Consider the following 21,211-nt stretch of genomic DNA (forward strand, 5'->3'; position numbering starts at 1 on the left):
TATGAGATATCAGGCTCTGAAAAAGAAAACTTTTCTGGCAGCAGCTACATTTACAGGAATTGCGGTGTTATTTCCTGTGCTGTGCATGGCTGCTTCGGAAAATGATGTACAGACATATACCGATACAGATTTTGCAATGGATACTGTGGTATCAGAAACACTCTATACCACAGGTGACGATATAAACAGTAAGCTGACAGCTGTTCTGACAGATGTGGAGACGAACCTTCTTTCCTGGACCAATGAGAAGTCCCAGATCTATAAGGTGAATGCAGACAGCGGAAAAGATACGGAGATTTCCGACGAGCTTTCCGGATACCTGAAACGTCTTCTGAAGATCGCAGAGGATTCTGACGGAGCCTTTGACCCAACCATCGGGAAGCTGATCCGCCTGTGGGATATTGGAGGGAAAAACCAGAAAATTCCGGAAGAAGCAGAAATTAAGAATGTTCTGAAGGATTCCGGATATCAGAAAATTTTTCTTGACGGAAATACGGTCCACATGGAAGAGGGCTGTTCTCTGGATCTTGGAGCAGCGGGAAAGGGTATTGGCTGTGACCGGATCCTTAAAGAACTGGAAACAAAGAAGGATGTAACAGCAGCACTTATGAATCTGGGAGGAAGCAGTGTCATGACCTACGGAAGCAAGCCGGATGGTTCTTCCTGGAATGTGGCAGTGACAGATCCCAGAGCTGAAAATGAGGATGACTATCTTGGTGTGGTTGCCTTAAATGGTACAGAATTTCTTTCCACATCCGGAGATTATGAGAAATATTTTATCGAAAATGGTGTAAGGTATCACCACATTATGGACCCGTCTACCGGCTGTCCGGCAGAAAGCGGAGTGACCGGGGTAACGGTAGTCTGTGACTCAGGTCTGGAGGCAGATGCGCTTTCCACAGCATGTTTTGTGCTGGGGGTGGAAAAAGGGACACAGCTGTTGAAAGCTTACGGTGCAGACGGACTTTTTGTGGATGAAGACCATCATGTGTATCTCACTGAGGGGATGAAGGAGCGGTTCAGCCTGCTTGCGGATTCCTACAGTGTGGAGGATATTGCAGAGTGAAGCTGATCTCCCGGCGATCCGGTTTATGACTGTTTGGCAGAGGGGAATGCTCATATCCGCAGTACTTGCGATAGTAAACCTGAAAAGGTTTCTATAAATATATCATATTTTTAGGAGGAATAAGCAATGCAGAAGTGGAATCTATTGAAAAAAACAGCTCCATGCATTTTAAGTCTTGCAGTGGCAGCAACAACCTTTCCGACCGCTGTAATGGCATCTGATCTTGATGCAGCCGTGGTTTCCGAGGCAGAGGCAGGAGATACGGAGGATTTTGGCACAGAGGAAACGGCAGAGGATACTGAAGCTGTAGCAGAAGAAGCTACAGAGGATGCTGCAGACGAGACAGAGGATATCCAGCAGGAAGATACAGAAGCTGTCGGGACTCTGGATGAGACAGCAGAGGAAGCAGACTCGTTTTCTACAGGGGAAGAGGATTTCACAGAAGGCGATGAAGTGGCGGAAGCATTTTCCGATTCTGACCAGCTGACAGGCGAGTATCAGTACGTATATGCAGGACTTACCTGGGGTGAGTACTGGGCAGCAGAAGGCGTGTATGCAGCTGGAGATACAAGCTCTTCAGAAGAGAAGGATTCACATAGTGAGTTTGATACAGGAGCTTTTGATACAGTAACAAGAGCGACTGTAAATCATGGACTCCACAGAGGAAGCTATCAGACAGAAGCTACGATCATTGCTGAAGACGGAACCAGATTCGACGTATCCCACTGGGAGGATAAAGGAAGCACACTTTATCTTACAGACGGTTCCAAGGTAAAATGGAACAGAGGCAGTATAACAACAGAAGATGGAAAAACCTATACGATGGATCATTATGAGATATATGGTCTGAAATATGTTCCGGTAGCAGTTAAGACCGCAGATTTTGCAGATTTCTGCAAAAAGTATAATGTCGTACAGGATGGAGCTGTGCTCTCCGGAGGATACAGTGAAAACAATCTCCAGTATTATAAAGGCCTTGTGGCAGACGTAAATGCACAGACAAATGGTCTGAAATATGCGGAGAAAAATGGTGACGGCTTTACATTTACAGCAAGAAAATCAGACGGAACAGCTTCCGGTATCAAGGATCAGGCGTTAAAAACAGCAACAGGGATCGAGCCGAGTGTAAAAGCCGCAAGCGGAAGCTACGGCGAATTCCTCCGTGTGGATCTCAATGGAAATTATGGCGATCTTGGTGCAAATATGCAGGCTGTACGCTGGGATTATTATGGAGATGATTCCACATATACAAAATGCCTCGCTTCTTATGGAACCAAGTTTGCCGCAGATAACTGGATGCATAAAGCAATGGGAATCCAGCTTGGACTTACAAAATCTGCACGCTGCAAGCTTCCGGGAGGAACAGACGGAACAGGATACTGGAAACTGACAGTGTATGCTCTCGGATATAATGACTATACCTACAGCTTCCAGGCAACTGCAGAGAATATCGTAAATCCTACAATGGAGCCAACTGATTTTACAAGTCTTAAAAAGGAAGTGGAAGCTGCAAAGGCTCTGGCAGAGAAGGATTACACAATTGCAACCTGGAAATCCTTTGCCGGTGAGCTTCAGGAAGCAGAAGACATTCTTGCAAAAACAGATGCAAGTCAGGCTGAGGTAAATGAAGCACTTGAACATCTTCAGGGAGCAGAGAAAGAGCTTCAGAAGGTAACAGTTACACTTGATAAGACAGCAGCAGCTGTATATACAGGAAAAACAACGACTCTTAAGGCAACAACAAATGACAGCGATGCAGCAGTAACATTTAAGTCCGGCAACACAAAGGTTGCAACAGTAAGCAGCAAGGGTGTTGTGAAAGGCGTAAAAGCCGGAACAGCAGTTATCACAGCAAAGGTCGGAAATGCCACAGCAACCTGCAAGGTAACAGTAAAAGCTTCTACAATTAAATTCGCAAAGGCTTCCGTAACGATCTACAAAGGAAAAACAGCAACTGTAAAAGCAACTGCAACACCATCTGCAGCTGTAAAATACACAAGCAGCAACACAAAGGTTGCAACCGTAAACAGTAAAACAGGTGTTGTAAAAGGAATTAAAGCAGGAACCGTTACGATTACAGCAAAGGCAGGAGCCCTGAAGACAACCTGCAAAGTAGTTGTCAAGAATCCTGCATTCAGTCTTGTAAAATCTTCTGCAACGATCAAAAAAGGTAAAACAACAACCATCAGATCCAAAGCAGCACCTGCAGGCAAGGTTACATATACAAGCAGCAATAAAAAAGTTGCAGCTGTAAACAGCAAGGGTGTTGTAAAGGGAATCAAAAAAGGTAAAGCAACGATCACAGTGAAATGCAACGGAATTACAAAGAAATTTGTGGTAACAGTTAAATAATTTCGCTGTTGAACCGAATGCGAGCACAGATATCCGGGAGCCTCTGCCGCAGACATAGAGCAATGTCTGCGGCAGAGGTCTGCTGATTTCTGAAGAGCAATGTCTGACAGAGGCCGCAAGAAAAGAGGAGAGAGTAAGGAAGCATGGAAAAAGATCTGAAAGATAAAAAGCAGGAGGAAAAAAATACTCCGAAGATACCCTGGACCAAGCTGGTCCCTGTAGCTGCTGTGATTGCGGCGCTTGTGTTTTCAGGCATAAAGGCGAAGGACTCTGATGGAGAGACAGAAGCAGTCGGGCAGGCAGAGACGACCGTAATGTCCGCTTCAGAGCTGGAAAAATATTTCGGGTATGAAAAAGAAAATACTGTTTCTGACAGCACAGCTGAGCAAAACAGTACAACAAAAAAGAAAAGCTTATCTAAAAAAAGTTCAAAAAAAACAGCAGCGAAAAAAAGCTCCGGTACAAGAAAGGTTTCCGAATCTGCAAAAAGCAATGCCGGCGCCGCAGGACAGGGAACCACGCAGACACCGGTAGCAAGCGTTCCGGCAAATGGATATAAGGACGGTACGTATGAAGGAAGTGGAACCGGATTTGGCGGGACGATCCGCGTGAGAGTAACAATCAGCGGTGGAAAGATTGCAGCTATAGATATTCTGGAGGCATCTGGAGAAACCGCGTCGTATTTTGCGTCAGCTCAGGGTGTGATCAGCAGGATGATCGCCGGAAATACACCGAATGTAGATGCAGTAAGTGGAGCAACCTATTCCTCCAACGGAATCATCCAGGCAGTTCAGAATGCCCTCTCCCAGGCAGCGGCAGATGGAAACAGCCAGCAGGTCACCCCTATACCTGCGGCAACTGCTTTACCAACTCCGACATCAGCTCCGTCACCTACAAAAAAACCATCTCCTACAAAGGAACCGGAAGATCCGGACAGTCCCAAAAAATATCTGGATGGTAAATATACAGCTTCGGCAAAGGGCTTCAATGGAGACGTGAAAGTAATTGTGACCATCAAGGATGGAGTGATCAAAGCTCTGAAACAGGAAAATACGGACACAAAGCAGTTTTTTGAAAAAGCATGGAGCGTGCTGGAAGAACAGATCATCGGTACAGATTCTGTGGATGATATTGATGCAGTCAGCGGAGCAACCTATTCCTCCAATGGGATTCTGGATGCTGTAAAAAAAGCCCTCAAAGAAGCGGTTAATCCGGAGTATGGAAAGAAACCCACACCAACTCCTACAAAGAAACCGATACCAAAACCAACAGCCACACCGAAACCTACGGCAACGCCGAAACCAACAGCCACACCGAAGCCAACAGAGACGCCGGCAGCAACCCCGACGCCGGTTCCTGAAAAACCCAATGTAACTCCAACACCAGGGACAGATATGCCGGATGCAACACCGGAGCCAACGGAAGCACCGGAACCGGTGGGAAGGTACAGAGATGGAACGTATATAGGCTCGGCTTTTGGATATGGAGGAAAAACATATCTGACAATTACGATCTCAGGAGGCCAGATCGTATCCATTGAGCAGACAAATCAGGATACACCGGAATTTTTTGATCCTGCATGGAGCACGATCTATTCTCAGATCATGGCAAACCAGTCGGCGGATGGGATCGATACTGTCAGCGGAGCCACATATTCCTCCGAAGGGATCCTGGACGCTGCACAAAAGGCCCTTGCCCAGGCAAAGAATTAACCGGGTGAACGTTGGAACAGCTATAAACATCTGAATCTAAGCCAATAATAAGAGGTGAAAGAAACCTCTGGACTTCTTGATTTTTTTGAAGTTCAGAGGTTTTTTGCCAGGTTTCTGAAATTGCTTCTATAAATCGATAAAAAAATAACAGGAATGTATACAGAATAATAGGAAAAATATCAGAAAATATAAGCAGTTTAAATAATTTAAAATGCAAATTAGCGGGGATTAATCTGAGAAATACAATAAAAATTTTATTGCACAGGGCAATGTTTTATGTTATGTTTGAATGTGTGTAATTAAAGTTGTTATTAAAATGACAAACAACGCTGAAAGGAGAACAAATATGAGCAGTAAAATTACGATCATCGGGGCAGGAAGTGTAGGAGCAACTATCGCTTATACCTTATCACAGAGGAGTATTGCATCAGAGATCGTTCTGATCGATATTAACAAAGATAAGGCTGAAGGTGAGGTTATGGATATTGAGCAGGGAACCAGTTTCCGTGAGCCGATCTCCATCGTGGCAGGAGATTACCCGGATGCTGCAGATTCTGACATTGTGATCATCACTTCCGGTATTGCCAGAAAACCGGGACAGACTCGCATCGAGCTGACACAGACCAACGTCAACATTATGAAGAGTATTACTCCGGAGATCGTAAAGGTGGCTCCCAAAGCGCTTTATATTATCGTAAGTAATCCATGTGATATTATGACTTATGCATTTGCAAAGCTTTCCGGACTGCCGGAAAATCAGATCCTTGGTTCCGGAACCGCCCTGGATACGGCCCGTCTCCGCTGCAGACTTTCTCAGCACTACGGTGTATCTGAGAAAAACATCCACGCCTATGTATTCGGAGAGCATGGAGATACTTCCTTTGTACCGTGGTCCAGAGCCTTTGTTGCAGGTGCGACCCTTGATGAGTTTGACAAGATCGTTCATGAGGATCAGAAAGATCTGCAGCCACTTGACAGAGAAGAGGTTCTGGAGTATGTTCATACTTCAGGATCAACTGTGATCGCCAAGAAGGGTGCTACATTTTATGCGGTAGCCGTATCTGTTTGCAGACTTTGCTCGCTTCTTCTTGCAGCATCTGATACAATAGTCAGTGTATCAACCATGCTTCACGGAGAGTACGGTGTTGAAGACGTATGTCTTAGCACCATGGCTTCTATCGGACCGGAAGGTGTAAAACGTATCGTTCGTGTTCCGCTGACCGAGGAGGAGACAGAGAAGCTTCATGCAAGCGCCAATGCTCTGAAGGACGTGATCGCACAGATTGATCTTTGATAAATGTCAGAAGCTGTGTAAAGAGGAAAAAGCAGCCTCAGGCAAATTTGAAACAACGGGAGAAAGATAAAAATGGATATTATTCAGGTAATTACCAGAGAATTGAACGTTGAGAAATGGCAGGTCGAGGCAGCGGTTAAGCTGATCGATGAAGGCTGCACCATTCCTTTTATTTCCAGATACCGTAAGGAAGCAACCGGTACACTGAACGACGAACAGCTTCGTAATCTTAATGAGAGACTTACCTATTTAAGAAATCTTGAGGATAAAAAGGCCCAGGTTCTGGGCAGCATCGAGGAGCAGGGCAAGCTGACTCCGGAGCTGAAGAAACAGATCGAGGCAGCGCAGACACTCGTTGTGGTAGAGGATCTTTACCGTCCGTACCGCCCGAAGCGCCGTACACGTGCCATCATCGCCAGGGAAAAAGGTCTGGGACCTCTGGCTGACATCATCCTTCTCCAGATGACGAAGAAACCTCTTGAAGAAGAGGCAAAAGCATTTCTTTCTGAGGAAAAAGAAGTCAAAACTGTGGAAGAGGCCATCAGCGGTGCCAGAGATATCATTGCAGAACATATTTCTGATGAAGCAGATTATCGTATCAGTATCCGTAAGAGAACAATGGATAAGGGAACTATATGTTCCACCGCAAGAGATGAGAAGGAGCAGTCTGTATACGAGATGTATTATGACTTTGAGGAGCCGGTGAAAAAGCTTGCAGGTCATCGTGTCCTTGCTCTGAACCGTGGTGAGAAAGAGAAATTCCTTACTGTGAAGATCCTTGCACCTGAGGAAGAGATCATCCGTTATCTTGAAAAACAGGTGATCGTCCGCGATAATCCATACACTGTACCTGTTCTGAAAGAAGCCATTGAGGACAGCTATAAACGTCTCATCGGACCGGCTATTGAGCGTGAGATCCGAAGCGCCCTTACAGAGGCAGCAGAGGACGGTGCCATCCATGTCTTTGGCAAAAATCTGGAGCAGCTTCTCATGCAGCCTCCAATTGCAGGACAGGTAGTTCTTGGCTGGGACCCTGCCTTCCGTACCGGATGCAAGCTGGCAGTGGCAGATCCTACCGGAAAGGTTCTGGATACCACAGTTATTTATCCCACAGCACCAACCAATGAGACCAAGATCCGTGCCGCAAAGGAAACCCTGAAAAAGCTTATCAGCAAATATCATGTGACACTGATCTCTGTAGGAAACGGAACGGCATCCAGAGAATCCGAGCAGATCATCGTGGAGCTTCTTAAGGAAATCCCTGAAAAGGTCCAGTATGTTATCACCAACGAGGCAGGTGCTTCTGTATATTCCGCAAGCAAGCTTGCTACGGAAGAATTCCCGAATTTCGATGTTGGACAGAGAAGCGCCGCATCCATCGCAAGACGTGTACAGGATCCGCTTGCAGAGCTTGTAAAGATCGATCCGAAATCCATCGGTGTCGGTCAGTATCAGCATGATATGAACCAGAAAAAGCTGGGAGAAGCCCTTAACGGCGTTGTGGAAGATTGTGTAAACAAGGTCGGAGTGGATCTGAATACTGCATCTGCATCCCTTCTGGAGTATATTTCCGGAATCAGCAGGGTCATCGCAAAGAATATTGTAGCCTACCGTGAGGAAAACGGCCGTTTCCAGACAAGAAGAGAGCTTCTTAAGGTTGCCAAGCTTGGTCCGAAAGCCTTTGAGCAGTGTGCAGGTTTCACACGGATCACAGGAGGCAAAAATCCTCTGGACGCAACCAGTGTCCATCCGGAAAGCTATGACGCAGCAAAAAAACTCCTGGAAAAGCTGGGCTACACACCGGAAGATGTGGCAGAGCGTAAGCTTACCGGTATTTCCGGACAGATCCGCGATTACGGAAAACTGGCAAAGGAGCTGGAGATCGGAGAGCCAACCTTACGTGATATCGTAAAGGAACTGGAAAAACCTGCCAGAGATCCACGTGACGAGATGCCGAAACCGATCCTCCGTACCGATGTCCTGGATATGAAGGATCTGAAAGAGGGCATGGTTCTTAAGGGAACTGTCCGTAATGTCATTGACTTCGGTGCTTTTGTGGATATCGGTGTGCATCAGGATGGCCTGGTACATATTTCCGAGATGAGCGAGAAATTCATCAAACATCCGCTGGAAGCAGTCAGTGTGGGAGATATCGTGGATGTCCGTGTTCTTGGTGTTGATATGAAGAAAAAACGGATCAGCCTTTCCATGAAGGGAATCAGTAAATAAAGAGAAAACAGCTATAACATAAATACAGCAGTGGTTTATACCCTATACCTTATAGAAACGGAGAAATCAGGTTTACAGGGAAAAACCACTGCTGTATTATTATATCAGAAATAAGCTTTGAAGCGCATAGATCGATCCGCATATGTATATCGAATGATCGATCAGACAGGGGGGGATTATATTTGGATAGTACTGTACAGACCGTGCAGGAGGTCGGAAATCAGGTAAGCCAGTACAGGCAGATGTTTGAAAATTATCTGCCGGATATCACGAAATTCGGAATCAAGGTTGTTCTGGCTATTGTTGCTTTCTGGGTAGGAAGCACGGTAATTAAATGGATCGTAAAGTTTGTGAGGAAATCACTGACAAAATCCAGGCTGGATACAGGAGTGGCACAGTTTATGTCCTCACTGGTCAAGATCGTACTTTACATACTCCTGATCTTTAACATATCCACAAGCTTTGGAGTAAAGGAATCATCTCTGGCAGCACTTCTCGGAACTGCAGGTGTTACTATGGGTCTTGCCCTCCAGGGCGGACTTGCCAACCTGGCAGGAGGTATGATGCTTCTTCTGTTCAAGCCTTTCCAGGTAGGAGATTACATCATCGTTAACGGACAGGACGGAAGCGAGGGAACGGTAGCCAAGGTCGAGATCTGTTATACAACGCTGTTATCCATTGATAACAAGCACATCGTGATCCCGAACGGTACTCTTTCCAATGCGACCATCACCAACGTAACAGCAAGGGATCAGCGAAGGCTGGAGATCAAAGTGGGAATCTCTTACAATGCAGATATCCAGAAGGCCAAGGATATCCTGGAAGATATCCTCACCGAAGATCCGGATACAAGAGAAGACGAAGAGATGGTGGTATTTGTAGATGAGCTGGCAGAAAGCTCTGTGATCATGGGCTTTCGTGTCTGGGTAGCTACCGACCGCTACTGGGCAGCCAGATGGAGATTGAACCAGAGGATCAAGGAAGATTTTGATTATTATGGAATTGAGATTCCTTATAATCAGCTGGATGTGCATATCCATAAATAATGTGCGTAAAGGAAGAAAGCTAAAGCCCTTTCACATGGCAGAGAATATGAAAATTATTGACAAACCAGTGCCGGGGTGCAATAATACCCCACAGAGATAGTATTTGGACTCAAAACTATACTCTGGCTGAAATCACTGGAATCTTATATAAAAACAGCCAGCCGGAACCCGGGATCGGGAACGGACGGATAAATGAAAATTATAAAAGATACGAGCCTGTATCGATGATAACGAAGGCGTTACAACAGTTATGGGAATTTTGAGCAACTGTTGAAGAGCATGCTTTTCGTGTATAAAAAACAGGACTCAATATACAGGGAATCAATCAGAAGCGTTTCAGGGTCGAAGTGTACCCCGAGACGCTTTTTTATTAAATACGGAAGCGGATGCTTTTATCCACTTGAAAGTTATTCCCTGCAGGAAAGGACTTATATAAGATGACAATAGAGATGTTAAAAGGAAAGATCCACAGAGCAACCGTTGTCCAGGCGGAACTGGATTATGTAGGAAGTATCACTGTGGATGAGGAACTGCTGGAAGCTGCCGGGATACTGGAATATGAGAAGGTTCAGATCGTAGATGTGAACAACGGCAGCCGTTTCGAGACATACACCATTTGCGGAGAACGCGGAAGCGGTATGATCTGCCTGAACGGAGCAGCAGCAAGATGTGTGAGCACCGGTGACAAGATCATCATCATGGCTTACGCACAGTACGAGCAGGAAGAAGCCCGTACTCACAAGCCTGCAGTTGTATTTGTAGATGAAGAGAACAGGATCAGCAGAGTGACCAATTATGAGAAACACGGACTGCTGAAGGATATGGACTGACGCAGATCAGAAATACAATAAGACGAAGGTGAATTCAGAAAAGAGGCTATCTCGAATCTATTAAGAAAACCGGTCCGGAACCGGAAAAGAGGAGAGCACAATGCAGGTAACAAAAACAGTAGAAGAAACAAGAAAACAGATCAAAGCGTGGAAAAAAGAAGGGAAAACAGTAGGTCTTGTGCCAACCATGGGATTTCTCCATGAGGGACACGCAAGCCTGATCAAAAAATGCAGAGAGCAGAATGATATCGTAGTGGTATCCGATTTCGTCAATCCTACACAGTTCGGTCCTACCGAAGACCTGGAAGCCTACCCGAGAGACTTTGAGCGTGACAGCAAACTCTGCGAAAGCCTGGGAGCAGACCTGATCTTCTGCCCGGAGCCTTCCGAGATGTATCATGATCCCCACGCATTTGTAAGTATAGATACTCTGTCAGAGACACTTTGCGGAAAAACACGTCCGATCCATTTCAAAGGTGTGTGTACCGTTGTGACCAAGCTGTTCCATATTGTGGCACCGGACAGAGCATATTTCGGACAGAAAGACGCACAGCAGCTGGCCATCATCCGCAAGATGGTGCGTGATCTGAACTTCGATATTGAGATCGTAGGCTGTCCGATCATCCGTGAGGAGGACGGACTTGCAAAATCCTCCAGAAATACATACTTAAGCCCTGAAGAGAGAAAAGCAGCTCTTTGCCTGTCAAAGGCAGTAAAAGCCGGACAGGAAGCCATTCACGCAGGAATCCCGGCAGAAGAGCTTCTCGGAAAAATGCGGGCAGTGATCGAAGCAGAGCCTCTGGCAAAGATTGATTATGTATCCATGGTAGATGCACTTACCATGCAGCCGGTGGAAAAAGCTGACCGCAGCGTTCTTGTAGCAATGGCTGTTTACATCGGAAAGACAAGACTGATCGACAACTTCAGCTACGAGGTGTAATGTATGGGGAAAATTTTAAAGAAAATCGGAATTATCAGCAGCCTTGCATCCAGATATATCGGGATCATTATCATCGCTTTTTCCTGCCTGGCTTTTTTCTGGCGTGACGGATTTTCCTGGATGACGAACTATACGTCTGTATTTCTGGGAGTGATCATGTTTGGTATGGGTCTGACCATAAAACTGGATGACTTCCGGGCAATTTTTTCCAGACCCAAAGAAGTGGTGATCGGTGCAGTGGCTCAGTATACCATTATGCCGGTGATCGCCTGGCTTCTGTGTAAAGTGATGAACCTTCCGGCAGATCTGGCACTGGGAGTGATCCTGGTGGGATGCTGTCCGGGCGGAACAGCCAGCAATGTGATCACCTATATCGCAGGAGGTGATGTGGCGCTTTCTGTGGGAATGACTATAGTTTCCACACTGGCAGCACCGTTGATGACACCGTTTCTTGTATATGTTCTGGCAGGAGCCTGGGTGGAAGTATCCTTCTGGGCTATGGTGATCTCTGTGGTAAAGGTAATTCTGATCCCGGTTCTCCTGGGAGTTTTTCTTCGGAGCCTTGCGGGAGAGCATGTGGATAAGGTATCCGATGTTATGCCGTTGGTGTCGGTTGTAGCTATTGTTATGATCATCGGAGGAATTGTGGCTGTAAATGCAGAGAAGATCGTAAGCTGTGGAGTTCTGGTGCTTGGAGTAGTGGCGATCCACAATTTCTGTGGTATGATGCTGGGATTTCTGGCTGCAAAAATCTTTCATGTGGAGTATTCCAGAACAACAGCCATAGCTATAGAGGTAGGCATGCAGAACAGTGGCCTTGCTGTCTCACTGGCAGCAGCTAATTTTGCAGCCAATCCGCTTGCAACCCTTCCGGGCGCGATCTTCAGTGTATGGCACAATATTGCGGGCTCCATTTTTGCGGGGATCCGCCGTGCAGGTGCAGAAAACCTTGCAGAGCTTGACCGGATCAGGGAAATCGACTGCTGTAATTGCGAAAAGCAATAAGTAGTGAATGCGAATCGCGGATATCCTCCTGACGGGGAACAGCAAAGCTGTGGAAGAATGTCTGTAAAGAAAGATCCGGGGGAGTTTGAGAGATAAAATGGCAGATTATGTCGAAAGAAAAAGTCATAAAATGCAGAATTGTGGTTTACAAATTTTAGCCGGTATACTATAATAATCACATGGACGAACAAACGTCCCCAACATATGAAAACAGGGGGGCCCGCTGAAGCGAGCTGAGAGTAGACTGTAAATGTCTTGACCCATAACCTGATTTGGATAATGCCAACGTAGGGACATATGCACGAAGGATTCTTAAAGACACAGAAGATCAGAGAGTACAGAAGATTTTCATTAAGTACGTAAGATTAAGAGCCGGTTGCCGTGATGCGTGTGCGTTGCAGCAGCCGGTTTTTTGTTGTATAAACACAAAGAACTTACAGAAGGATACCCTATAACTATCTGGCGGGAACATAGCTTGTACAGCAGACAGAACTTCCGACAGCAGTGACAGATTTTCCAGATTTGGATACGAAATGAAAGGAGATTTTTTCACATGAGAAATTACAGTACACAGATGGAGGCAGCCCGTAAAGGCATCATTACACCTGAGCTTGAGATCGTAGCTAAGAAGGAACGCATGACAACAGAGGAGCTGCTTCCGCTGGTAGCCTCCGGTAAGGTGGCGATCTGTGCAAATAAAAATCACAAATGTATCGATCCGGAGGGCGTAGGCTCCATGCTCCGCACCAAGATCAATGTAAATCTTGGTGTATCCAGAGACTGCAAGGATTATGACGTGGAAATGCAGAAGGTTATGGAAGCTGTAAACATGGGCGCTCATGCCATCATGGATCTTTCTTCCCACGGAAATACCATTCCGTTCCGACGCAAGCTGACATCCGAGTGTCCAGCCATGATCGGAACCGTTCCGGTTTATGACTCCGTTATCCACTATCAGAGAGATCTTGATACACTGACAGCCAAAGATTTTATCGATGTAGTAAGACTCCATGCACAGGATGGTGTTGACTTCGTAACTCTTCACTGCGGAATCACAAGAAAGACCATCGACCAGATCCGTAACCACAAGAGAAAAATGAATATCGTTTCCAGAGGAGGATCTCTTGTATTTGCATGGATGTGCATGACCGGTGAGGAGAATCCGTTCTATGAATATTACGATGAGATCCTGGATATCTGCCGCGAGTATGATGTGACCATCTCTCTTGGTGATGCCTGCCGTCCGGGATGCCTGGCTGATGCAACAGATGTATGTCAGATCGAGGAACTTGTACGTCTTGGCGAGCTGACCAAACGTGCATGGGAAAAAGACGTCCAGGTTATGGTAGAGGGACCGGGACATGTGCCGCTTGATCAGGTAGAGGCAAACATGAAAGTACAGCAGTCCATCTGCCAGGGTGCACCGTTCTATGTATTAGGACCTATCGTAACTGACGTTGCACCGGGATATGACCACATTACATCCGCGATCGGCGGTGCAGTAGCAGCTATGTCCGGAGCAGCATTCCTCTGCTATGTAACACCGGCAGAGCACCTTGCCCTTCCGAACCTTGAGGACGTAAAACAGGGAATCATGGCATCCAAGATCGCAGCTCATGCAGCAGACATTGCCAAGGGTGTCCGCGGTGCCCGTGAGATCGATGACAAGATGGCTGATGCCAGAAGAAAGCTTGACTGGGAGGCACAGTGGGAATGCGCCATGGATCCGGAAACCGCAAAACGTATCTGGAACGAGCGCAAACCGGAGCATGAGGATACCTGCTCCATGTGTGGTAAATTCTGCGCAGTACGAAGCATGAACAAGGCACTTGCAGGAGAGCATATCGATATTCTGTAAAAAAACGGAATGCAGATAAGCATGCAGCACAGTATACCTGTTTTTGGGATATCCAGCAGCCATCCGGAGTGTTGACTGGATATATCATTTCGCTACAGTATAATATAGAAGAAACTGGAATGTCAGAGCCGTCCATGTTTGTGGTAAAATATCACAACAGGGCGGCTCTTTTTTCATGCAAAATGTCGTCCACATGACGAAAAAGGTACATATTACATATGCAAAGTGCTCAATAATCCATGCAGAAGGATTGGATAATCCATGTATTTTTTGTGTCCAAATTGTTAAAATAGCATCATCAAATAACGGAGAACGTCAAAAATAAAGGAGGACGAAACATGAAAAGAAAGATGCTCAGCGTTCTGCTCTGTGCAGCGATGATGGGAACAACACTGGCAGGTGCAACAAGCGTACTTGCAGCTGATGACAAAGATTCAGACAGCAAATGGGAGTACAAAGAGGCTACTCTTACATTCCTGATCGATTCTGATACAGCATCTGCCGGATATCAGGCAGTATTTGATCTCTGCGAGAAAGAGACAGGTATCCACATTGAGACAGAGCTTCGTTCCGGCGGTGGAGACGGTGATAATCAGGTTAAGACAAGACTTGCATCCGGTGAGATGACAGATCTCTGCGGATATAACTCAGGCGCTAAATTAAATGAACTTGATCCGGAGAACAATTTTATTGATATCTCCGGTGAAGAGTGGGCAAGCCGTCTGGATGATACGTTTAAATCTGCAGTAAGTGCCGGATCGGATACTGCAGTGTATGGTGTACCGCTTACAGCTACGAACCTTGGATGTATTCTTTACAACAAAGATCTTTATGAGAAATATGATCTCGAGGTTCCGGACACATGGGAAGATTTCCTTAAAAACTGTGATACACTGAAAGATGCTGGTGAGACAGCAGTGATCGGATCTCTTGGAGATTCCTGGACCATTCAGGTTCCATACCTTGGAGATCACTACAATGTACTTGCAGCAGAACCGGATTTCTCGGAAAAGTTCCAGGCAGGAGAGGCTAAATATGCTACAACAGAGGCTGGTCTTAAGAGCTTCCAGAAAATCGCTGACCTTCAGCCATACTTCAATGATGACTACACAGCAACTACATACGCAGATGCATGCGATAAGCTTGTAAACGGCGAGGGTGCTCACTGGTTCATCCTTTCCCAGGCACTTTCCAGCATCTATGAGCTCTACGGAGACGATGTAAACAAGATCGGTGTTATGGGTGTTCCGGGAGATGATGCTGACAACCACGGCCTTACAGTTTGGGAGCCGTCTGCAATTTACGGAAACGCTAACAGTGACAAAAAAGATGATATCTTAAGATTCATGGAGTTCTACACATCTGATGAGGCACTTGATGCATTTACATCTGTACAGAAACCGGATGGTCCATATGCTATTAAGGGATATGAGCTTCCGGACGACGCATATGATGGTGTTAAAGAGGCTCAGGAGAAATACTTCGACGCAGGCAAAACAAGCGTTGCGATGGAGTTCCAGACATCTGTAAAGGGAACAAACTGCGAGTATATCTGCTCTGAGGTTGCAACCGGACAGTCTACAGCAGAAGAAGCTGCAAAGGCTTACGATGAGGACTGCAAGAAACAGGCTACACAGCTCGGACTTGACTGGAAATAAATGAATGTGTGTCGGCCGCCTGTGTTGCAGGCGGCCGATTTTACGGAACTGCATTTACAAAAAGCTGCCAGATATCTGGAAAAACGGAAAGGAAATAGAGCATGAACAAAAAGAAAATATATAGTTTATGGTTCCTCGTTCCGGCAGTTGCGATCTTTGTGATCTTTTTCATCATTCCGATGGTGACATCACTGTTTTTTAGCTTAACTGTATGGGACTTGAAATCATTTACATTCTGTGGCTTTGATAACTATAAAACGTTCTTCAGTGAGAGATCCTTAAGTATATCTGTAAGAAATACCCTGATCTACGCATTTCTTACAAGTGGACTGAAGGTGATCATTGCATTTTTCATTGCATTGTTCCTGACAAGTAAGATCAAAACAAAAGATTTCTTAAGATCTCTTGTATTTTTCCCGAATCTTGTCAGTGCAGTAGCCATCGGTATTATTTTTAAGGCACTGATGCATCCGAGCAAGGGTCTGTTCAATACACTTCTTGCAACCATTGGAATTTCCGGACCGAACTGGCTTGGAGATACAAGCCTGGCACTGTTTTCCGTAATTGCGGTTGATGTATGGAAGGGTGTCAGCATTTCCACAGTAATCTTTATTGCAGGTATCACATCTATTGATTCCAGCTATTATGAAGCTGCTTCTATTGATGGTGCAACCCGCTGGCAGACGATCCGAAACATCGTAATGCCACTGGTCCGCTCTTCAACAAATACTATTATCACACTTTCCCTGATCGGCGGGCTTCGCTGCTTTGATCTGATCTGGGCTATGACAAAGGGTGGTCCTGGATTTGCAACTGACGTACTTGCATCGGTTGTTTACAAGCAGTACGCAGCAGGCTTCTTCGGTCTGTCTACAGCAGGAAACGTTATCATGTTTGTGGTGATTGCGATCATCGCATTCCCACTTCAGAAGTTCCTTAACAGCAGGGAGGTGTACAACTAAAATGAAAAAACAGAAAAGACTTACCTTATTAGGAGACATCCTTGGATGTGTTTTCGGTATTCTCATTTTTGCAGTACCGTTTCTCTTCATGCTGATCAATGCACTGAAGGACAGAAAAGAAGCAAACCTTCTGAGACTTTCCCTTCCGACGGAGTGGATGTGGAGCAACTTCAAAGAAGTATTTTCCGCAAACAATTATCAGATCATCACAGCATTTAAGAACAGTATCATCCTCACGATAGGCTCACTGATCGTGTTGATTATTGTAGGATCCATGGCAGGCTATGTTCTTCAGAGAAGATCTGACAGACCTGTAAAGATCGTGGATACACTTGTTATGACAGGCCTTATGATCCCGCCCGCAATTCTTCCTACAATCTGGATCATGCAGGGGCTTCATATTTACAAAACCATGTTTGGTATGATCATGGTTGAGACAGCACTTCAGATTCCATTTACCATCATGCTTTACAAGGGATTTATGAATACGATCCCGGTAGAGCTTGAAGAGGCCGGATATATTGACGGTTGTACGAGAAACAATCTGTTTGTAAAGATTATTTTCCCTCTTTTGAAACCGGTTACCTCCACAATCATTATTCTGAATGCGGTAACGATCTTCAATGACTTTACAAACCCGCTGTATTTCCTTCCCGGAAATGACAACGTAACAGTTCAGCTTACTCTTTACAACTTCATGGGAAGATATTCCAGTTCCTACAATCTGCTGTTTGCAGATGTATTGCTTATCACCATTCCGATGCTGATCCTCTTCCTGTTCTTCAACAAGAAGATCGTAGATGGTATGGTAGCCGGAGCTGTCAAAGGATGATGCAAAAAAGGTTACCAAATATGCAAGATCAGTTTTGTATGGTAAGATTTAAGATGTCGTGCAACTGGGAAAAACAGATACTCTGCTGTACAGGTGGGGTATCTGTTTATTGCTATATACAGATGAAATGAGAGGTGTTCTTATGAAATTCCGTACAAAACTGATCTTAGGTTTTTCTGTTGTGATATTTTTTATATCAACAATTTTGGGGATAGTCTGCTATGACTATAATTTTAGAAGGCTGTCAGAAAAAGCAGCGCAAAGTCTGAAATTTTATTCCAGGCAGACTGCGTCTAATGTTGATTTTACCATAGATTCCATGAAGCATGTGACAGACTACATCCTGTCGGACCAGGATATGCTCAATGCGATGAAAACGCTTCCGAAGTATTATCAAAAAAGCAGTTTTAGCGTCGGCAGGACAATAGTGCACAATGACCTTCTGGATACGTTAAATTCAGGACTCGCTATGTATTATATCAACAGAAATTTTTACAGAGTGATTATTTTTAACGAGTTCGGAGATGTGGCATCCAGTACCAATACAGGTTCCAAGATCACGAATAAGACCAGAAATACAACCAGCATTGACTGGCTGGATTCTGCAGCGAGAAGACATGGAAAACCAATCCTGGTAGCACCGCATATGGATGGCTGGGGAATTCGGGAAAGTAAAGAAGTTTTTTCCCTGGCCAGAAAAGTTCAGGGCGGAGATTTCGGATATATTGAAGTACAGTATGCTACGGATAAGCTGAAGGATATATTTGAGGTTCCGGATTCCGACATTAAAGTTGTGGCGTTTCTTCCGGGGGGGGGGAAAAGTATTGTATCAGTCTGAAGAACTGACCAGCGATCTGGTAAGCTACATGAAGAAGTATCCGGAAGTAACAAAAATGGATTCCATTACCGTTTCTTCAGACACGAGCATGTGGGCATCGGCATCAGAAGTGTCCGATAATTACGGGATCCGGGTGGTTGCACTGGAAAAAAAGACGGAGATCGTTGCGGGCATGAAGGAAGCGGTGATGATCGCACTGGGAATGGCTGTCGGCTGTTTTGTGATCTCCATGGGAGTGGTGATCTTTATTGCAAGCAGGCTTTCCAAGCCCCTTACTGCACTGAAGGATCAGATGGAAAATACCGGGCTCGAGAATCTGGATGCAGAGCTTGCAGTTCCGGATACAGATGATGAAGTGCAGGCGGTAGGAATCGCATACCAGAACCTGATGCGTCGACTGAACGAATCCATTGTAAAGGAAAAACGAATGTCTCTTCTGCAGCTGCAGGCTCAGTTTGATACCCTGCAGGCTCAGGTTAATCCGCATTTTCTCTATAATGTACTGAATGTGATATCAAGCAGAGGCATTATGGACGGTGATGAGGAAATCTGTGAGATATGCGGCTGTCTGGCAGCCATGCTCCGATATTCCACAAACACAAAGGAGAGATACGCAACGGTAAAAAAAGAACTGGAGTATCTTGAGCGTTATATTTTTCTTCTGAAATCCAGGTATGAGCATCGCCTGGAAGTGGAAATAAACTGTGAGGAATCCGTAAAACAGGAGCAGCTTCCCAAGATTGTACTGCAGCAGCTGGTGGAGAACAGCATACAGCATGGATATAATAACAGCAAAAATATCATGAAAATTTATGTACGTGGCTGGCGAGATGAAACCGGCTGGTACTTTGAAGTACGGGATAACGGACAGGGTGCCACAGATGAAGTACGTGAAAAGTTAAACCAAAAAATGAAAAAAATCCGGAAAAAGATCATGTCCAGAGGAAGCAGCATAGAGATGGAAATCGGAGGTATGGGACTGGCAAATACCTATGCCAGAATGTTCCTTCTGTACAATGGAAGAGCAGTATTCCGGATACGAAACCTTGAAGAAGGATTAAGCGTCATCATAGGAGTATCGGAAAAGGAGGTCGAAGCCGATGTATCAGGTGATGGTCGTTGATGATGAGCCGATGGCAGCCAGTCTGATCGTCAATATTATAAAACAGAAATACAACAAGTTTGAGATTATGGGAACTGCCTATGACGGTGAAGAAGCACTGGAGCTGATGAAGGAAAAAGGAGAACCGGATATTTTGATCACAGATATCCAGATGCCGGTAATGAACGGACTGAAGCTTGTGGAAGAAACAAAAAAGCAGTATCCAAATGTGATCAGTGTGATCGTCAGTGGATATCAGGAATTTGAGTATGCAAAGCAGGCAATTGCTTTTGGGGTGTGTGATTATATCCTGAAACCGATCGTGCCTTCGGAATTTTCCAAACTGATCAGCAGGATAGAGGAAAAGCTGAAACAGAAATATTATAAAGAACAAAATACACTGATACACAAGATGGTAAATGAAATTCCTGTGGATGAAAAAACACTTCGGAGATATTTTCAGTCGGAATGTTATTACGGGGCCATTGTAAGACTGAACGGACTTCCCAGCCGTTACGGGGAACGGGGAAAAAAGGAAGTCTTTTCAGACATCAATGAGATGATGATCGCATATGGACGCGACACTCAGGAGACACTGTATCTCTGTCCGGGAGAACTGGTCAGTGATGAGGATTATGAACAGATGATCTGGAGACGTATTGGAAAAGAACAGCCGGAAGCGGCATATGTGACGTCTGTGATCCGGAGGAGATCAGTTCCGGCAGCACAGATTGGAGAAATGATGCGAGAGCTTTACCGGAAGCTGAATTCTTCTATTATCCTGGGGAAAAATCAGACATTGCTCCTGGAGGAAACCGTATCGCAGGTTCAAGATGGAAGACCGGGAAAGGATTACGAATATCTGGAAGAGCTGGAATATCTGGCTGGCAAACAGAAGTACGACCGGCTTCAGAAGGAAGTAGAATCACTGATCAGCAGATGGGTGCAGGAGGAACATCCTCAGCTGTGGATCGAAGGACGTGTGAGGCAGATTGGTTATCTGCTTCAGCGTTATGATGCAGGAAACCGGGATTACCGGGAGTCAGAATTCCTTATGGATGATATTTTTTCCACTGCAGAAAATGTGGAACAGCTTTGCAACGGGATTTCCGATATCTTTTTTAAGGATATCAAGGAAGATCCGGCAGTCACACAGAAAACAGATACCGAAGAATATTTTGAGAGTGTGAAAGAATACATCCGAAAACACATGGCGGAACAGCTGTCTCTGCACAGTGTTAGCAAAGCAGTGGGAGTTTCCCAGACATATTTAAGCAGACTTTTCAGAAGGTATGAGGATGCATCTTTTAATACGTATCTGACAGCACTCCGCATGGAGAAGGCAAAGCTTCTTCTTCAGCGTGAAGAGAAGATGTATGTGAAAGATGTTGCGGAAAAGGTAGGATACAAAGATCAGTTTTATTTCAGTCGCATTTTTTATTCCTATACAGGAGTGCGGCCGTCAGAATATGTTGAGAAATAAAAAA

At 45.3% G+C, this 21,211-nt stretch carries 16 protein-coding genes; all 16 read left to right on the forward strand.

The annotated features are described in order from the left end of the window. Position 1: 1 nt before the first annotated feature. The 16 genes from V9W66_RS11970 (at position 2) to V9W66_RS12045 (ending at position 21,207) form a co-directional block, all read left to right on the forward strand. The gene (locus V9W66_RS11970; protein WP_144095410.1) at positions 2 to 1,066 is read left to right on the forward strand and encodes an FAD:protein FMN transferase; all 1,065 of its coding nucleotides are present in this window, start codon (positions 2 to 4) and stop codon (positions 1,064 to 1,066) included. A 126-nt stretch (positions 1,067 to 1,192) separates the two neighbouring features. Next, positions 1,193 to 3,418: a penicillin-binding Tp47 domain C-containing protein gene (locus V9W66_RS11975; protein WP_186290110.1), complete on the forward strand. Its 2,226-nt coding sequence runs from the start codon at positions 1,193 to 1,195 to the stop codon at positions 3,416 to 3,418. Between the two features lie 143 nt (positions 3,419 to 3,561). After that, the gene (locus V9W66_RS11980; RefSeq protein ID WP_144095412.1) at positions 3,562 to 5,130 is read left to right on the forward strand and encodes an FMN-binding protein; all 1,569 of its coding nucleotides are present in this window, start codon (positions 3,562 to 3,564) and stop codon (positions 5,128 to 5,130) included. 346 nt (positions 5,131 to 5,476) lie between these two features. Further along, complete coding sequence (locus V9W66_RS11985; protein ID WP_144095413.1) at positions 5,477 to 6,424, forward strand: L-lactate dehydrogenase; 948 nt, start codon at positions 5,477 to 5,479, stop codon at positions 6,422 to 6,424. Between the two features lie 72 nt (positions 6,425 to 6,496). Next, the gene (locus V9W66_RS11990) at positions 6,497 to 8,653 is read left to right on the forward strand and encodes a Tex family protein (RefSeq protein WP_144095415.1); all 2,157 of its coding nucleotides are present in this window, start codon (positions 6,497 to 6,499) and stop codon (positions 8,651 to 8,653) included. Between the two features lie 182 nt (positions 8,654 to 8,835). After that, positions 8,836 to 9,699: a mechanosensitive ion channel family protein gene (locus V9W66_RS11995; RefSeq protein ID WP_330575422.1), complete on the forward strand. Its 864-nt coding sequence runs from the start codon at positions 8,836 to 8,838 to the stop codon at positions 9,697 to 9,699. Between the two features lie 437 nt (positions 9,700 to 10,136). After that, positions 10,137 to 10,529: an aspartate 1-decarboxylase gene (gene panD / locus V9W66_RS12000; RefSeq protein ID WP_144095417.1), complete on the forward strand. Its 393-nt coding sequence runs from the start codon at positions 10,137 to 10,139 to the stop codon at positions 10,527 to 10,529. A 100-nt stretch (positions 10,530 to 10,629) separates the two neighbouring features. Then, positions 10,630 to 11,469: a pantoate--beta-alanine ligase gene (gene panC, locus V9W66_RS12005; RefSeq protein WP_022426185.1), complete on the forward strand. Its 840-nt coding sequence runs from the start codon at positions 10,630 to 10,632 to the stop codon at positions 11,467 to 11,469. A 3-nt stretch (positions 11,470 to 11,472) separates the two neighbouring features. Next, entirely contained in the window at positions 11,473 to 12,474 is a 1,002-nt protein-coding gene (locus V9W66_RS12010; RefSeq protein ID WP_144095419.1) for a bile acid:sodium symporter family protein, read from the forward strand. Positions 12,475 to 13,027: 553 nt separating this feature from the next. Continuing rightward, positions 13,028 to 14,332: a phosphomethylpyrimidine synthase ThiC gene (thiC, locus tag V9W66_RS12015; protein ID WP_059086703.1), complete on the forward strand. Its 1,305-nt coding sequence runs from the start codon at positions 13,028 to 13,030 to the stop codon at positions 14,330 to 14,332. Between the two features lie 338 nt (positions 14,333 to 14,670). Continuing rightward, the gene (locus V9W66_RS12020; RefSeq protein WP_144095421.1) at positions 14,671 to 15,990 is read left to right on the forward strand and encodes an ABC transporter substrate-binding protein; all 1,320 of its coding nucleotides are present in this window, start codon (positions 14,671 to 14,673) and stop codon (positions 15,988 to 15,990) included. A 101-nt stretch (positions 15,991 to 16,091) separates the two neighbouring features. Further along, positions 16,092 to 16,952, forward strand: a complete 861-nt coding sequence (locus V9W66_RS12025) for a carbohydrate ABC transporter permease (RefSeq protein ID WP_144095424.1) — start codon at positions 16,092 to 16,094, stop codon at positions 16,950 to 16,952. Position 16,953: 1 nt separating this feature from the next. Beyond that, on the forward strand, positions 16,954 to 17,784 hold the full coding sequence (locus tag V9W66_RS12030) for a carbohydrate ABC transporter permease (RefSeq protein WP_144095426.1): 831 nt from the start codon (positions 16,954 to 16,956) through the stop codon (positions 17,782 to 17,784). Between the two features lie 142 nt (positions 17,785 to 17,926). Further along, on the forward strand, positions 17,927 to 18,622 hold the full coding sequence (locus V9W66_RS12035) for a hypothetical protein (RefSeq protein ID WP_439362781.1): 696 nt from the start codon (positions 17,927 to 17,929) through the stop codon (positions 18,620 to 18,622). After that, positions 18,609 to 19,745 carry a sensor histidine kinase gene (locus tag V9W66_RS12040; RefSeq protein ID WP_144100384.1) on the forward strand — a complete coding sequence of 379 codons (1,137 nt, stop codon included), beginning with the start codon at positions 18,609 to 18,611 and terminating at the stop codon, positions 19,743 to 19,745. Before V9W66_RS12035 ends, V9W66_RS12040 begins: the two co-directional genes overlap by 14 nt. Next, on the forward strand, positions 19,723 to 21,207 hold the full coding sequence (locus tag V9W66_RS12045) for a response regulator transcription factor (RefSeq protein WP_144095430.1): 1,485 nt from the start codon (positions 19,723 to 19,725) through the stop codon (positions 21,205 to 21,207). The genes V9W66_RS12040 and V9W66_RS12045 overlap by 23 nt, the downstream gene beginning before the upstream one ends. Positions 21,208 to 21,211 lie beyond the last annotated feature (4 nt).

It is taken from the genome of Blautia massiliensis (ex Durand et al. 2017) (genome assembly GCF_051861785.1).
Lineage (GTDB): Bacteria > Bacillota > Clostridia > Lachnospirales > Lachnospiraceae > Blautia_A > Blautia_A luti_A.